Raw genomic sequence first — 14,073 nt, 5'->3', positions numbered from 1 at the left:
GCGGCTGCCGCGCTCGCGCGCCCACAAACAGATCAAGGAAGTCGAGCTTCCGTTCGAGGACGAGAAGTTCAGCTATCTCGCGCTGACCCGCGCCGCGGTCTCGCTGCATCCCGCCCGGGTGCTGGCGCAGCCCGTCGCCACCAAGATCGAAGTGACGGCAAGACTTTGCAGCGCCGAGGCCTCGCCATCGCAAAGATGCCCCACCGCGCCAAGTCGGGCTGCGCCCGCGCCCGCCGCTGGCGCTGGGGCGATGCCGTGATGGAGGAAGACTAGGCGTTTACCCGCAATTCGGGCCTGATTGGTATGGCTTTCTCTATGCCGCCATGCCGCGACAGCGACCAAATTTCGCTTCGCAGCGAAATGACGCGGCGTGCCAGCAACGGAAATGGGAACGAAACAGTGCGCCCTGGGCGCATGCGCATTCCATAACGAATAACTCCGCCGAACCGTCGACAACCTTTCCCCGCCTCGCCTAGGGACGAACCTTCAAAGCACGAGGCGACAGAGGGATGTGAAAAGTCTTGAAACCTGCGATTTCAGGAAACCCCATCGCCGCTTCAGCAGACACCAATGCCAGAACTGCAGCCGGGACCTCTCCATTGACCAGCCGATTGATTGCCGTTGTTTGACTCTTGCTAAGTTGGACTTCAGTTGCCCCGGCGGCCACGATCGCCGTCCTGACCCCGCCGTTAGACGCAGAATACCTGTCATCAATTGCAATCGTCTTGCCGGTCAGATCGGACACCGACTTGATCTCGGGACGAGCCATCAGAACGGCAACCAGAAGGTCCGTGTCATTTGCTGAAGGGGATTTGAGCTTTTCAGTATTGCGGAAACCGTCTCCGTCGTTCGCCCTGATGTCGGAGGCCGCGGTCGCGACCGTCATACGATCAGCTACGTCGGCCGCGGCCGCCACCTGTGCCTCGATCGTTCTAGTGTTGGAATCACGATGGCCGACGGTCGGAAGCGCCCCCACGAGCCTTACGTGCGTTGTACTGGATTCCGTAGCGGCAACGTCGCCCGGGGGCCGCGATCGCGTCTTCGGTGGACTCGTAGGAAGCCCGACGCGGGACGCCGGAAGGGCAGCTTTCGCCGACTTTGTCTTGGGTATTGACGTCTTACCTGAAAGACGCGCCCCGTGATGGGCGTCGGCGGACGGCGACTTGGTCTTCCGTACGCTTGCGGATTTGACCTCCCCAGCCGTGGACTTGATCCTGAATGAGGCTAAATTGATCGGCGGCCCAACTGTCCTCTCGAGACACGCGAACCCCTTCGTGGCAGGGCATATTCCCGTGGCCACCTGCGGCGGGACCTGGCGGCTACAACCAACCAGGGTTGCAGCCAGCGCGCCAATGAAAAGCGTTCTCAAGCAATCCTCCTAAAGAGGTTGAGCTCCACCCGCAATTCTTGCTGCGTAATGTTTTTCGCGCTGGTCGACTATGAGTCGTATGGAAATCTTAACTGGACTTTAAGCGTCGCGGGCCTGCCGCGAGAAGTTCCGGTATAGTTAATGGCATCGCTACGCTCCGGTAACGCGAGAGCAAGCAGCGCCGTGGCCGTCGTCGCAGAGCTTGTCGCCGGCGCGCCGCCGCGACCGCACGGACAAGCCCATTCAAGAAAAACCATGGTCCGGGCCATCTCCCGGCTTCGCGGCGCTGCGGTGCGGTGCCGCGGAGGCCCTTGAACTTCCCGAACTCCCGTAGCGACCAACCCGCGCAGCCCCCATATCGGGGCCGCAGACGCGCGCCGATCTTTCCTCTAGGCTGCGCGCCGGTCGTCTCATCAGGAGTCCTCGTCATGTCATCGGGCTGGATCGTTCTTGGCATCCTCGTCATTCTCGTTCTCTTCGCGTTCGGCGCCTACAATCGCCTCGTCACGCTCAGCCAGCGGGTCGGCCAGGCCTTCGCCGACATCGACGTGCAGCTCAAGCAGCGCCACGACCTGATTCCGAACCTGGTCGAAACCGTGAAGGGTTACGCCGCGCACGAACGCGGCACGCTGGACGAGGTGATCAAGGCCCGCAACTCCGCGATTTCCGCGCAGGGGCCGGCGCAGGTATCGGCGGCGGAAAACCAGTTGAGCGGCGCACTCGGCAGGTTGATCGCGCTGTCGGAGGCCTATCCGGACCTCAAGGCCAACGCCAACTTCCAGCAGCTGGCGAGCGAATTGTCCGACATCGAGAACAAGATCGCCGCCAGCCGCCGCTTCTTCAACAACGCGGTCCAGGAATACAACACTGGAATCCAGCAGATGCCCGCAGCCCTTTTCGCCGGCATGTTCGGCTTCACCCGCAAGGATTTCTTCGACCTCGGCGCCGGCAGGACCGAAGTCGAGGCGGCGCCGCAGGTGAAGTTCTGAGCCGACACAATACCCCGGCGGATTAGCCCATCATGGCGGCCTACGGTCTTTACACGCATATCGCCTCGAACAAGTTTCGTTCGATGGTGCTGCTCGCCGGCCTGTTCGTGCTGTTCTACGTCATCGTCTATGCCGGCGCGCTGGTCGCGGAAGTCGTGGTCAACAGCGATGCGACGGTCGACTATTATCTGGCGGCGGCGGCGCGCGACCTGGTCGAGGCTTTCCCCTATGCCACGGTCGCCGCCGCGCTGTGGATCGTGATCGCCTATTTCTTCCATCAATCGATCATCGACGCCGTCACCGGCGGCGAGAGCGTCACGCGGCAAGAACAGCCCCGGCTCTACAATCTCCTGGAAAACCTCTGCATCTCGCGCGGCATCCCGATGCCGAAGCTCAAGGTGATGGAGAGCGATGCGCTGAACGCGTTCGCGACCGGGCTCAACCAGCGGCAATATGCCATCACCGTCACCACGGGCCTGTTGAAGGCGCTGAACGACCAGGAGATCGAGGCGGTGCTCGGCCACGAGCTCACCCACATCCGCAACGGCGACGTGCAGATGATGGTGGTCGCGGTGATCATCGCCGGCGTGGTCGGATTCTTCGGCGAGCTGTTCTTCCGGGCGTTCACCAATTTCGGCTACTATGGCGGCGGCTCATGGTCATCTTCGTCGTCGTCGTCGTCCTCGTCCTCGTCCTCATCTTCGGATGGCGACCGCAAGGGATCCGGCGGCGGCGCCATCGTCGTGATCATCATCGCGGTCGTGCTGATCGCGCTGGCGTGGCTGTTGTCACAGCTCGTGAAGCTGGCGCTGTCGCGTTCGCGCGAGCTGCTGGCCGACGCCGGATCGGTCGAACTGACCAAGAACCCCGACGCCATGATCTCGGCGCTGCGCAAGATCGAGAACCGCGGCGAGCTTCCCGGCGCGACCTCGGCGGTGATGGAATTGTGCGTCGACAACCCGCGCGAGGGCTTCGCCGACCTGTTCGCGACCCACCCCTCGGTGGATTCCCGGGTCGAGGCGCTGGTGAAATTTGCCGGTGGACACGATCCCGGACCGCTGGCGCTGCCGTCGGAGGCGGAGGAACCGGACGACCGGGAGCCGCCGGAAACCGGCAAAACCCAGCTGCCCCTGCCATCGGGTCCCTGGAGCCGTGCCCGAGACCCCGCCGGCACAACGCCCGGCAGATCGCATGGTCCTTGGGGCGATCCTCCCCCCGGGCCGTGGGGCCGCCACTAGGCCGCCCGGCAAACGCCGGCGCGCTCCGGGTTGCCGCTCCTCACGGACGAATCCGCGAGATTTTCTCCGGCACCCTTTTAACGGGTTTTCCTCGCGCGAACCGGTCTCCCTTCGCTCGAAAACGCGATTAATGAATTGATTCGCCCTTGTTTCTGCCATGTTCGCGCCCAAAGCAGGGATGGAACCGCACCGAGCCGGGACTGTGCAATCGGTCGGGGGATTCGGACGCATGATCCGCGGCAAATGCCGGTTTTTGCGGAAACAAACGGCCTGGTTTGTTCTAGGATCGTGCTTCGGACAAAATGACGGGTAAGGGAATTTTATGGCTAAGCCAGTTGTGATTGTGGTGGGTGCCGACAAGGGCGGGGTCGGCAAGACCACCGTCTCGCGCACCCTGCTTGATTATTTCAGCGCCAACAATGTACCGACCCGCGCCTTCGATACCGAATCCCCGCGCGGCACCCTGAGGCGTTTCCACCCCGACATCACAGAGATCGTCGACATGACGACGACCTCGGACCAGATGAAGATCTTCGATACGCTGAACGCGGCAAGCCCGTCGGTCACCGTGATCGACGTCCGCGCCGGCCTGTTGTCGCCCGCGCTGGCATCGCTCCGCGACATCGGCTTTCTCGACGCCGCCAAGTCCGGCCAGATCACCTTTGCCGTGTTCCATATCCTGGGCCCCTCGATCGCCTCGCTGGACGAGATCGCCGAAACCGCGAATTTTATGGCGGGTGCGAAATACTTCCTGGTGAAGAATTTCATCAACAACACGAGCTTCTTCGAATGGGACCAGGCGACCTATAATTCCTATTTTCACCGCATCAAGGACGCCACCGAGCTCACCATCCCCAAGCTGAACGAGATGGCCTATGAGCAGGTCGAAGTAGCCTCGGTGCCGTTCCTGAAATTCGTCGCCAACAAGGGCACCCACGACGAGGCCGCGAACTATTCGTTCGTGCTGCGCGGCTATGTCCGCCACTGGCTGGCCAATGTCTGGAGCGAATTCGACCGCATCAAGCTGACCGACCTGGTCGGCTCCGGCAAGCCGTTGTCGCGCAGCGGCGAAAAATAGTTGCGTATCCGGCGCTAATTGGCTGGATTGGGCGTCCCTTTCGCCTGATATAGCGCTGGATGCACACCACGCCCGTCTACATCATCTGTTCGCCCCGTCCGCTGGTCGGCAAGACGCTGATCGCGCGGCAGTTCAGCGAATTTTTGCTGCTGAAGAATGGCGACGTGGTGGCCTTCGATCTCAACCTGAAAGAGCCGTCGCTGCTCGATTACCTGCCCGATATCGCCGAGACCGCCGAGGTCGAGGACACCTTCGGCAAGATGGCGCTGATGGACCGGCTGATCCTCAATGACGGCATCTCCAAGGTGATCGATCTCGGCTTTCACGCCTTCGACGAGTTCTTCAAGATGTCGGAGGAAATCGGATTCATGAAGGAGGCGGTGCGGCGCGGCGTCTCGCCCGTCATCCTGTTCGTCGCCGATACCGACCGGGTCTCGGCGCGCGGCTATGACATGCTGCGAAGGCAGATCCCCAAGACCTCGCTGATCGTCATCGACAACGAATATTTCGTGCGCGGCGAACTGCCCGAGGTCATGACCCAGGGCCGGGTCCTGCGCATCGCCGCTCTGCCGACTTTCCTGAAGACCTATGTCGACCGGCTGAGCTTCTCGTTCACCGGCTATTTGCGCGGCGAGCGGGATTCATCGACCGAACTTCATCAATGGATCCGCAGGAATTACTTGAGCTTCCGCGAGCTGGAGCTGAGTCTTATTCTCCAGCAGTCGTAGCCGTCGTCTCCACGAAAGCAGGGACGACCCGTGGAGGGAGCGGGGCGAGGTTGAAGAACCTCAATGCCCCTCGAACGACATCAGCGTTCGCACCGGCACGTCCATCGCCCGCAATTTCGCGGCGCCGCCCAGGTCCGGCAGGTCGATGATGAAACAGGCCGCGACCACATTGGCGCCGATCTGGCGCATCAGCTTGACGGCGCCCTCCGCGGTGCCGCCGGTGGCGACGAGATCGTCGACCAGGATGACGCGCTCGCCGGGATGGATGGCGTCGGCGTGCATCTCCATCTCGTCGAGGCCGTATTCCAGCGAATAGGCGATCCGCACCGTGGTATGCGGCAGCTTGCCCCTTTTGCGGATCGGCACGAAGCCGGCGGAGACCTGGTGCGCCACCGCGCCGCCGAGGATGAAGCCGCGCGCCTCGATGCCGGCGACCTTGTCGATCTTGTTGCCCGCCCACGGCTGCACCAGCTCGTCGACCGCGCGGCGGAAGGCACGGGCGTCGCCGAGCAGCGTGGTGATGTCGCGAAACAGGATTCCCGGTTTCGGATAATCCGGAATGGTACGGACGGCGGCCTTCAAATCGTATTCAAAAGTCATCGGTGTCTCTTTCAAATGTCATTCCGGGGCAATGCGAAGCATTGAGCTATGGTGCGCAATTGCGCACCTGAGAATCTCGAGATTCCGGGTCTGGTGCTTCGCACCATCCCGGAATGACGAACGTGAGGCTTCGTAATCAATTCCCACCACCCAGCCGGAACGCGTTTTCGACGATGCGCAGGCCCACTTCGCCGCCGAGCGACATCAGCGATTCCGGATGAAACTGCACGCCGCCGACCGGCAGCGTCTTGTGCTCGATCGCCATGGCAACGCCGTCCTCGGTGCTGGCGGTCACGCTCAGCACGTCGGGCATGCTGTCGCGCTCGACATAGAGCGAATGATAGCGGCCGATCACGATTTCATGGGGCAGGTTCTGCATCAGCCGCCCACCGCGCACCTCGACCTGTGACGGCCTGCCATGCGCGGGCTGGCTGAGCTGGCCGAGCTTACCGCCGAAATATTCCCCGATCGCCTGCACGCCGAGGCAGACGCCGAAGATCGGCAGCTTCTTTGCAAGCGCGGCAGCGATGGTCCTGGAGATGGCAAAATCCTCCGGCCGCCCCGGCCCCGGCGACAGCACCAGCAAATCCCAGTTCTTCTGTTTCAGCATGTCCAGCGCATGCACATGCCGTACCACGGTGACGTTGGCGCCGACCTGCCGGAAATAATCCGCCAGCATGTGCACGAAACTGTCGTCATGGTCGATCAGCAGCACTTGCTTGCCGGAGCCGGTGGCGTCCGGCGCGAACGCCGACAGCGGCTTCGGCGGATCGCCGCGCAGCGCCTGAAACAGCGCCGCCGCCTTGACCTGGCATTCCCTGTCCTCGGCGGCGGGATCTGAATCAAATAGACAGGTGGCGCCGACCCGCACTTCGGCGAGGCCGTCCTTCATCCGGATGGTGCGGATGGTCAGTCCGGTATTGATGCTGCCGTCGAAATTCACCGCGCCGATCGCGCCTGCATACCAGCGCCGCGACGAGCGCTCGTGGTCCTCGACGAACTGCATTGCCCATAATTTCGGCGCGCCGGTTACCGTCACCGCCCAGGCGTGGGTGAGGAACGCATCGAGCGAGTCGAAGCCCGGCCGCAGCATGCCCTCGACGTGGTCGACGGTGTGAAACAGTTTCGAGTAGGTCTCGATCTGGCGCCGCGCGAGCACTTTAATTGTTCCGGGCACGCAAACCCGCGCCTTGTCGTTGCGGTCGACGTCGGTGCACATGTTGAGTTCGAATTCGTCTTTTTCCGAATTCAGCAACTGCCGGATCTGCTCGGCATCGCCGATCGCGTCGACGCCGCGCGCGATGGTGCCGGAGATCGGACAGGTCTCGACCCGCCTGCCGTCGGAGCGCACGAACATCTCCGGCGATGCCGACACCAGGAACTCGCCCTCGCCGAGATTCATCAGCGCGCCGTAGGGCGACGGATTGATCCGGCACAGCCGCTGGAACACTTCCGCAGGCGTGCGTTCGCAAGGCTCTGCGAACAACTGCCCCGGCACCGCCTCGAACAGATCGCCGCGTGCGAACGCGGCGCGCGCGGTCTCCACCGTCGCCTGATATTCACCGGGCGCATGATCGGAATATCCCTGCCGGGGCGTCTTGGCGTAAACGCTTTCGGCGGTCTCGCGCGGCAGGGCCTCGGACGATTTTTCCTTCCACGCAAAATCGTAGCTCAGCACCACGCCGCGGCCGGTGGCGCGGTCGTAAGCCAGCAGGCGATCCGGCACATAGAGCACGATATCGCGCTGATCCTGCTCGCGCGGACGCTTCTGCACGAGGTCCTCGATCTGGAATACCAGATCGTAGGCGAAGGCGCCGAACAGGCCGAGCAGCGGATCTTCATTGGCGCCGAACGCCGCCACGAGATCGCGCACCAGCGACATCACGCTGGCGCGGCGGGTGCGCTGATCCTCGTCGACCGGCGCCGCGCCGCGCAGGATATGGCCTTTGAGCCGGGAGGCGCTTTTCTCCGAGATGACGACGCAGGGTTCGCTGATGACGTCGGCGAGAAAAGAGATCAACACCTCGCCGCGGGCGTTCAGCGCTTCCAGCGCAAAGTCCGAGCCCTTGGTTACCAGCCGCAGCGGCGGATCGGAAAAGCCCAGATCGAAACTCTCGTAGCGGCCCGGCACCGTGGTGCCCGACGACAGCACCACGCCAGCGCGCCGATCGAGCAGGTCGATCAGGTCATCGAGCCGGTTGGCGCCGCCCGAAAACTGCTCCACCGACCGCGTGACCGAAAGCCCGCCACGGGTGCGATATTCGCTGCGGGCGGGCAGGGAGAAGGCTGTCCTGTTCATGTGATCCTCTTACGAAACTTGCCGAGGGAACGCCACACAGGACAAACGAAAAGGCCGCCGAACTGCGTTGGCGACCCCTGACGATTTGAGAAAATGTAATCGCACCGGCCACCTCTTCAGGAGGTGCGCCACCAGAGACAAGCCTTGCGGACGACGGTGTTCATGGCCCACGTAAACACCATGGCAGAGCGGCGAGTCAAGGGCACGCCGATGCCGCCCGGGCGATCGGCCCTCTCCCCCGCATGCGGGGGAGAGTTGGAGTGGGGGCCGCAACAAGTACCGTTCGTCGGGCTGGCCCCCACCCTCACCCTCCCCCCGCAAGCGGGAGAGGGAACGCCATCACGCCGGCGAATGGACCGCAGGCAAGACCGCTCGCCTGTCCTCCCAAAAATGCATAGGATTCAGCCCAAGAACTAAAACACGGGAGATGAGCGATGGCGGTAAGGGCACTGGGATATGCCGGGTTCGGCTCGGCCGATCTCGACGACTGGCGGCAGTTCGGCACCGGTCTGGTCGGCCTGCAGGCGGTGGAGCACAGCCCCTCGCTGTTGGCGTTCCGGATGGACGACCGCAAGCAGCGCATCGTCATCGACCGCTCGCTGCCGGAGGGGTCGCGTTTCTTCGGCTGGGAAGTCACTGATGCGGCCGCGCTGGATACGCTCGCCGCCCGGCTGGAAGCGGCCGGGATCGCAGTGACCGCCGAGCCGCGGACGCTGGCCGATGCCAGGCGCGTTCATGCGCTGATTTCATTTCGCGATCCCGCAGGCAATCGGCTTGAAGCGTTCCACGGCGCCGAGATTGCAGATGAGTCGTTCAGCCCGGGCCGCTCGATCTCGGGCTTTCGCACCGGCCCGCTCGGCCTCGGCCACGCCGTGCTGACGGTCGAGAACATCGATCCGATAATGGCGTTCTATGTCGACGTGCTCGGCTTCGGGCTCAGCGATTACATTCTCAAGCCGTTCCGCGCCTATTTCTTCCACGTCAATGGGCGCCACCATAGTCTCGCGATGATCGAGACCGGCAAGAGCGGCATGCACCACCTGATGATGGAAATGTTTTCGCTCGACGATGTCGGCCAGGCTTACGATATCGCCTTGACCCGGCAGGATTGCATCAGCGTCACGCTCGGCCGCCACACCAACGACCTCATGACTTCGTTCTACTGCAAGTCGCCGTCATCCTTCATGATCGAATGCGGCTGGGGCGGCCGCGAGATCGATCCGGCGAACTGGCAACCGGTCGAGATGCGTGACGGCCCCAGCCTGTGGGGACATGAACGGGTCTGGCTGTCGGCCGCCGACCGTGAAGTGGCGCGCGAGATGCGGATGCGCGCCGCGGCGGAAGGCCGGCGCGCGCCGGTGCAGGTGATGGCGGGCAACTATCAACTGATGCCGGGAACGTGCCCGTGGTGGGACGGGGTGAGCAAAGCGGGCGCCCAGCAGAGAACGTGGTCGTCCGTGCTTTCGCAGGGACGACCAGAGAGAAATCTCATCCCAGATGCTTCTTGAAAAACTCCGTCGCCCTGCCCCAGGCGAGTTCGGCGGCGGCGCGGTCGTGCACCGATTGCCGCTGCTCGTTGACGAAGGCGTGCTCGGCGTCATACCGAAACAGCTCGAGCGATTTGCCGGCGGCCTTCATCGCCTTCTCGAAGCCGTCGACGAGCTGCGGCGTGCACCAGTCGTCCTTGTTGGCGAAATGCGCCTGCAGCGGAATCTTCACGTCTGCGGGCTTTGCCGCCTGCTCCGGCGGAATGCCGTAGAACACCACGCCCGCCGCCAGCTCCGGAATTTTGGCGGCGCCGATGATGGTGACCGCGCCGCCGAGGCAGAAGCCGGTCAGCCCGACCTTGGCGCCGTTGCGGCCGAGATATTGCGCGGCACCGCGCACGGTCTGCGTGGTTGCGTCGATGAAATCCAGCGAGTTCATTTCCTTTCCGGCGGCGTCGGTGTCGTGATAGGGCACCACCTTGCCCTTGTAGAGATCGGGCGCCAGCGCATCGAAGCCGGCGAGCGCAAAGCGGTCGCACATCCCCTTGATCTGCTCCGAAAGCCCCCACCATTCCTGGATCACGACCACACAAGGCGCGTTGCCGCGCGCGGCGTTGGCGAGATAGCCGCTGGCGTCCTTGCCGTCCGGGCGCTTGAACGAGATGCTGGTACCCATGAGTTCCTCCGGTGGTCTGTTTCGGGATGGCGGACCGGCGGCCATTTTGTCCGGTACGCGGTGACAACGCAATCAGACTCCGTCATTCCGGGATGGTGCGCACCATAGCTCGATGCTATCGCATCGCCCCGGAATGACGTGCGCTCAAAACAAAAAGCCCCCGCAGGGGCTTTTTCAAATTTACGTCATTGCCGCCAATCTCAGTGGGCGTCGGCCCAGACCTTCTTCTTGGTGAAGTAAAGCAGCAGCGTCAGGATGATCAGGAAAACGAACACCTGCAAGCCCACCCGCTTGCGGGCCTCCATATGCGGCTCGGCGGTCCACATCAGGAAGGTGGTGACGTCCTTGGCGTATTGCGCCACCGTCGCCGGCGAGCCGTCGTCGAAGGTGACCTGGCCGTCGCTGAGCGGCTTCGGCATCTTGATGGCGTGGCCGGGGAAATATTTGTTGTAGTAGGAGCCCTCCGGGATGGTCACGCCGGTCGGCGGCTTTTCCTCAAAGCCCTGCAGGAGCGCATCGACGTAGTTCGGGCCCTGCTCCTGGAACTGGGTGAAGAAGTCGAAAATGAATCTCGGGAATCCGCGCTCATAGGAGCGCGCCTTGGTGATCAGCGACAGATCGGGCGGCAGCGCGCCGCCATTGGCCGCGCGCGCGGCCTGCTCGTTGGGGAACGGCGACGGGAAATAATCCGCCGGCCGGCCCGGCCGCTCGAACATTTCGCCCTGATCGTTGGGACCGTCCTTGATCTTGTACTCGGACGCAAGGGCAGCCGCCTGCTCCGTCGTATACCCGGGACCGCCGGGATCGGCGAGGTTGCGGAACGCGATATAGGACAGCGAGTGACAGGCGGAACAAACTTCCTTGTAGACCTTCAAACCGCGCTGCATTGACCCGACGTCGAACTTGCCGAACGGACCGGCGAAGGACCATTTCAGCGACGGCGGCGTTTCCTGCTCCTCGGCGCGGGCATTCTGCACGCTGCCGGCCAATAGCCCGCCGGCGACCATCAACGCGATCACGGTGGACACCATCGGCGCGGTCTTGCTTCCGGTCTTCGCCAGCACGTCGGCGGCGATCGAATTCGGGACCGGCCGCGGCGTCTCGATCCGGCTCAAGAGCGGCAGCAGGATCAGGAAATAGGCGAAATAGCAGAAGGTCAGGATGCGGCCGGCGATCACATAGATGCCTTCCGGAGGCTGCGCGCCGAGATAGCCGAGCAGCACGCAGACGATGACGAAGATCCAGAAGAACTGCTTGGCCAGCGGACGATACTTCGACGACTTGGTCCTGGCGGTATCGAGCCACGGCAGGAACGCCAGCACGAGGATCGCCGAGAACATCGCGATCACGCCCGCGAGCTTGTTCGGGATCGAGCGCAGGATCGCGTAGAACGGCAGGTAATACCATTCCGGCACGATATGCGCAGGCGTCACGCCGGGATTGGCCGGAATGTAGTTGTCGGCATCGCCGAGATAGTTCGGCATGTAGAAGATGAACCAGGCGAAGAACAGCATGAAGCAGGAGATGCCGAACGCATCCTTGATGGTGGCGTAGGGCGTGAACGGCACGGTGTCCTTTTCGGTCTTCGCTTCCACGCCGGCCGGATTGTTCTGGCCCGCGACATGCAGCGCCCAGACGTGCAGCACCACCACGCCGGCGATCACGAACGGCAGCAGATAATGCAGCGAGAAGAACCGGTTCAGCGTCGGATTGCCGACCGAGTAGCCGCCCCACAGCAGCGTCACGATGCTCTCGCCGAAATAGGGCACGGCGGAGAACAAATTGGTGATGACGGTGGCCCCCCAGAAGCTCATCTGGCCCCACGGCAGCACATAGCCCATGAAGCCCGTCGCCATCATCAGGAGGTAGATGATGACGCCGAGGATCCAGAGAATTTCGCGCGGCTCCTTGTACGACCCGTAATAGAGGCCGCGGAGCATGTGGATGTAGACCGCGAGGAAGAACATCGAGGCGCCGGCGGCGTGCGTGTTGCGCAACAGCCAGCCGTAATTCACGTCGCGCACGATGCCTTCCACCGACTTGAAGGCCATGGTGGCGTCCGGCGTATAGTGCATCGCCAGGATGACGCCGGTCAGGATCTGCACACCGAGCATCATCGAAAGAATGGCGCCGAAGGTCCACCAGTAGTTCAGGTTGCGCGGCGTCGGATAGGCCACGAACGAGGAATGGACGAGACCCATAATCGGCAGGCGCCGCTCAATCCACTTCAAGGCTGGATTGGTCGGCTGGTAGTCGGATGGTCCGCTCATGATGCGATCCTGAGGAAAAAAGACGGCGCGAAGGGCTCAAAGTCTCGGAAAACAGGTCCGAGACTCAGCCAATCTGGATTTTGCTGTCGGAAACAAATTGATAGGGCGGCACTGCCAGATTGGCGGGTGCGGGTCCCTGGCGAATGCGACCGGAGGAGTCGTATTGCGAGCCATGGCAGGGGCAGAAGAAGCCGTCGTAATTGCCCTCATGGGCGATCGGGATGCAGCCGAGGTGGGTACAGATGCCGATTACGACCAGCCACTGGTCGTGGCCGTCCTTGACCCGGGCCTGGTCGGTCTGCGGATCGGGCAGGCTCGCGACGGGAACGCTGCGCGCCTCTTCGATCTGCTTCTTGGTACGGTGGCTGATATAGATCGGCTTGCCCCGCCAGAACACCTTGATGTCCTGACCCTCGGCAATCGGCGCCAGATCGACTTCGATCGGCGCACCGGCCGCGATGGTCGAGGCATCCGGGTTCATTTGGGAAATCAGCGGCCAGACCGTGGCCGCTGCGCCGACGGCGGCGGCAGCTCCCGTTGCGACAAAAAGGAAATCACGGCGTGTGGGATGATCCGCCGAAGACGCTGTCGTCACGATTCCAAACCCTTTCTCAGCTGCAGCCGGTGGAACCGCCCGAGGCAACGCATCAACGACACCCCAAGACAGGCTGCCGGCGCCCGCGACCCCCGCGGCGGCAGAAAGACCACTCTTCCCGGCCAGTCGCCAGTCGGAAGCAGTCCAGAATCGTTCTATTGGCACCCTTGCCGGAAGAGCGCAAGCCCGCTATCGGCTGGCCAACGTGCAATGCACTAATTCCGCGCAGAGCGGCTATTTATCCAAACATTTCATGGGGAGACCGGAAGGGCCGTCACGACAATGCAGATTGCGCTTTTCCAGCCCGATATTCCCCAGAACGCCGGGACGATTCTGCGTCTCTGCGCCTGCCTGGACGTATCAGCCCATATTATCGAGCCCGCCGGCTTTCCGGTGTCCGACCGGCACTTCCGCCGCGCCGGCATGGATTATCTCGACCAGGTGAGCATTATGCGCCACGATTCCTGGTCAAAATTCGAGCAATGGCGCAGGGATGGGGGCTACCGGCTGATCCTGTTCACGACCAAGGCCGCCTCCTCCTATCTTGATTTTCGCTATAGTGCGGCCGACATCCTGCTGTTCGGGCGGGAATCCGCGGGCGTTCCCGACAACGTCGCTGGCGCCGCCGACGCCCGGCTGGTAATTCCGATCAAGCCCGGCCTGCGCTCGCTGAACGTCGCGGTCGCATCGGCGATGGCCTTGGGCGAGGCGCTGCGGCAGACCGGTCCCGCACTGAAGGAGGCG

Annotated in this window: 13 protein-coding genes; 7 read left to right on the top strand and 6 right to left on the bottom strand. The window is 62.9% G+C overall.

The window, feature by feature from the left end; all coding sequences use genetic code 11:
- A partial coding sequence (locus tag QZ213_RS13720; protein ID WP_291686615.1) for a small ribosomal subunit Rsm22 family protein occupies positions 1-259 on the top strand: 259 nt, incomplete at its 5' end.
- Positions 260-472: 213 nt separating this feature from the next.
- On the opposite strand, the gene QZ213_RS13715 is transcribed toward QZ213_RS13720, so the two are convergent.
- Positions 473-916 carry a hypothetical protein gene (locus QZ213_RS13715; protein WP_291686614.1) on the bottom strand — a complete coding sequence of 148 codons (444 nt, stop codon included), beginning with the start codon at positions 914-916 and terminating at the stop codon, positions 473-475.
- An 881-nt stretch (positions 917-1,797) separates the two neighbouring features.
- Between QZ213_RS13715 and QZ213_RS13710 the strand changes: the two genes are divergently transcribed.
- The 4 genes from QZ213_RS13710 (at position 1,798) to QZ213_RS13695 (ending at position 5,402) form a co-directional block, all read left to right on the top strand.
- On the top strand, positions 1,798-2,358 hold the full coding sequence (locus tag QZ213_RS13710; RefSeq protein ID WP_291686613.1) for a LemA family protein: 561 nt from the start codon (positions 1,798-1,800) through the stop codon (positions 2,356-2,358).
- 32 nt (positions 2,359-2,390) lie between these two features.
- Positions 2,391-3,596, top strand: a complete 1,206-nt coding sequence (locus QZ213_RS13705) for a M48 family metallopeptidase (RefSeq protein ID WP_291686612.1) — start codon at positions 2,391-2,393, stop codon at positions 3,594-3,596.
- Between the two features lie 322 nt (positions 3,597-3,918).
- Positions 3,919-4,674: a hypothetical protein gene (locus QZ213_RS13700; protein WP_291686611.1), complete on the top strand. Its 756-nt coding sequence runs from the start codon at positions 3,919-3,921 to the stop codon at positions 4,672-4,674.
- A gap of 59 nt (positions 4,675-4,733) precedes the next feature.
- On the top strand, positions 4,734-5,402 hold the full coding sequence (locus QZ213_RS13695; protein WP_291686610.1) for a hypothetical protein: 669 nt from the start codon (positions 4,734-4,736) through the stop codon (positions 5,400-5,402).
- Between the two features lie 60 nt (positions 5,403-5,462).
- Here QZ213_RS13695 and QZ213_RS13690 read toward each other — a convergent pair whose 3' ends face one another.
- On the bottom strand, positions 5,463-6,002 hold the full coding sequence (locus tag QZ213_RS13690) for an adenine phosphoribosyltransferase (protein ID WP_291686609.1): 540 nt from the start codon (positions 6,000-6,002) through the stop codon (positions 5,463-5,465).
- A 136-nt stretch (positions 6,003-6,138) separates the two neighbouring features.
- The gene (locus QZ213_RS13685; RefSeq protein WP_291686608.1) at positions 6,139-8,301 is read right to left on the bottom strand and encodes an anthranilate synthase component I; all 2,163 of its coding nucleotides are present in this window, start codon (positions 8,299-8,301) and stop codon (positions 6,139-6,141) included.
- 434 nt (positions 8,302-8,735) lie between these two features.
- Between QZ213_RS13685 and QZ213_RS13680 the strand changes: the two genes are divergently transcribed.
- On the top strand, positions 8,736-9,809 hold the full coding sequence (locus tag QZ213_RS13680; protein ID WP_291686607.1) for a VOC family protein: 1,074 nt from the start codon (positions 8,736-8,738) through the stop codon (positions 9,807-9,809).
- Here QZ213_RS13680 and QZ213_RS13675 read toward each other — a convergent pair.
- The 3 genes from QZ213_RS13675 to petA all read right to left on the bottom strand — a co-directional run bounded on the left by QZ213_RS13675 (position 9,790) and on the right by petA (position 13,329).
- The gene (locus QZ213_RS13675; RefSeq protein ID WP_291686606.1) at positions 9,790-10,464 is read right to left on the bottom strand and encodes a dienelactone hydrolase family protein; all 675 of its coding nucleotides are present in this window, start codon (positions 10,462-10,464) and stop codon (positions 9,790-9,792) included. The two genes, QZ213_RS13680 and QZ213_RS13675, sit on opposite strands and share 20 nt — an antisense overlap.
- Before the next feature lie 200 nt (positions 10,465-10,664).
- Entirely contained in the window at positions 10,665-12,734 is a 2,070-nt protein-coding gene (locus QZ213_RS13670) for a cytochrome c1 (protein ID WP_291686605.1), read from the bottom strand.
- A 64-nt stretch (positions 12,735-12,798) separates the two neighbouring features.
- Positions 12,799-13,329, bottom strand: coding sequence for a ubiquinol-cytochrome c reductase iron-sulfur subunit (gene petA, locus QZ213_RS13665; protein ID WP_291686604.1), 531 nt, complete (start codon positions 13,327-13,329; stop codon positions 12,799-12,801).
- 282 nt (positions 13,330-13,611) lie between these two features.
- Here petA and QZ213_RS13660 point away from each other — a divergent pair.
- The coding region (locus QZ213_RS13660; RefSeq protein ID WP_291686603.1) for a tRNA (cytidine(34)-2'-O)-methyltransferase at positions 13,612-14,073 on the top strand (462 nt) is incomplete at its 3' end.

It is taken from the genome of Bradyrhizobium sp. (genome assembly GCF_017881085.1).
In the GTDB taxonomy this organism is placed as follows: domain Bacteria; phylum Pseudomonadota; class Alphaproteobacteria; order Rhizobiales; family Xanthobacteraceae; genus Bradyrhizobium.
This window is presented reverse-complemented; position numbering and strand designations above follow the sequence as displayed.

Bases quoted from the DNA above. Each gene is read 5' to 3' on its own strand.
- QZ213_RS13695 (WP_291686610.1), top strand. From the start codon at position 4,734: ATGCACACCACGCCCGTCTACATCATCTGTTCGCCCCGTCCGCTGGTC.
- QZ213_RS13705 (WP_291686612.1), top strand. From the start codon at position 2,391: ATGGCGGCCTACGGTCTTTACACGCATATCGCCTCGAACAAGTTTCGT.
- QZ213_RS13680 (WP_291686607.1), top strand. From the start codon at position 8,736: ATGGCGGTAAGGGCACTGGGATATGCCGGGTTCGGCTCGGCCGATCTC.
- QZ213_RS13675 (WP_291686606.1), bottom strand. From the start codon at position 10,464: ATGGGTACCAGCATCTCGTTCAAGCGCCCGGACGGCAAGGACGCCAGC.
- QZ213_RS13670 (WP_291686605.1), bottom strand. From the start codon at position 12,734: ATGAGCGGACCATCCGACTACCAGCCGACCAATCCAGCCTTGAAGTGG.
- QZ213_RS13710 (WP_291686613.1), top strand. From the start codon at position 1,798: ATGTCATCGGGCTGGATCGTTCTTGGCATCCTCGTCATTCTCGTTCTC.
- QZ213_RS13700 (WP_291686611.1), top strand. From the start codon at position 3,919: ATGGCTAAGCCAGTTGTGATTGTGGTGGGTGCCGACAAGGGCGGGGTC.
- QZ213_RS13690 (WP_291686609.1), bottom strand. From the start codon at position 6,002: ATGACTTTTGAATACGATTTGAAGGCCGCCGTCCGTACCATTCCGGAT.
- QZ213_RS13685 (WP_291686608.1), bottom strand. From the start codon at position 8,301: ATGAACAGGACAGCCTTCTCCCTGCCCGCCCGCAGCGAATATCGCACC.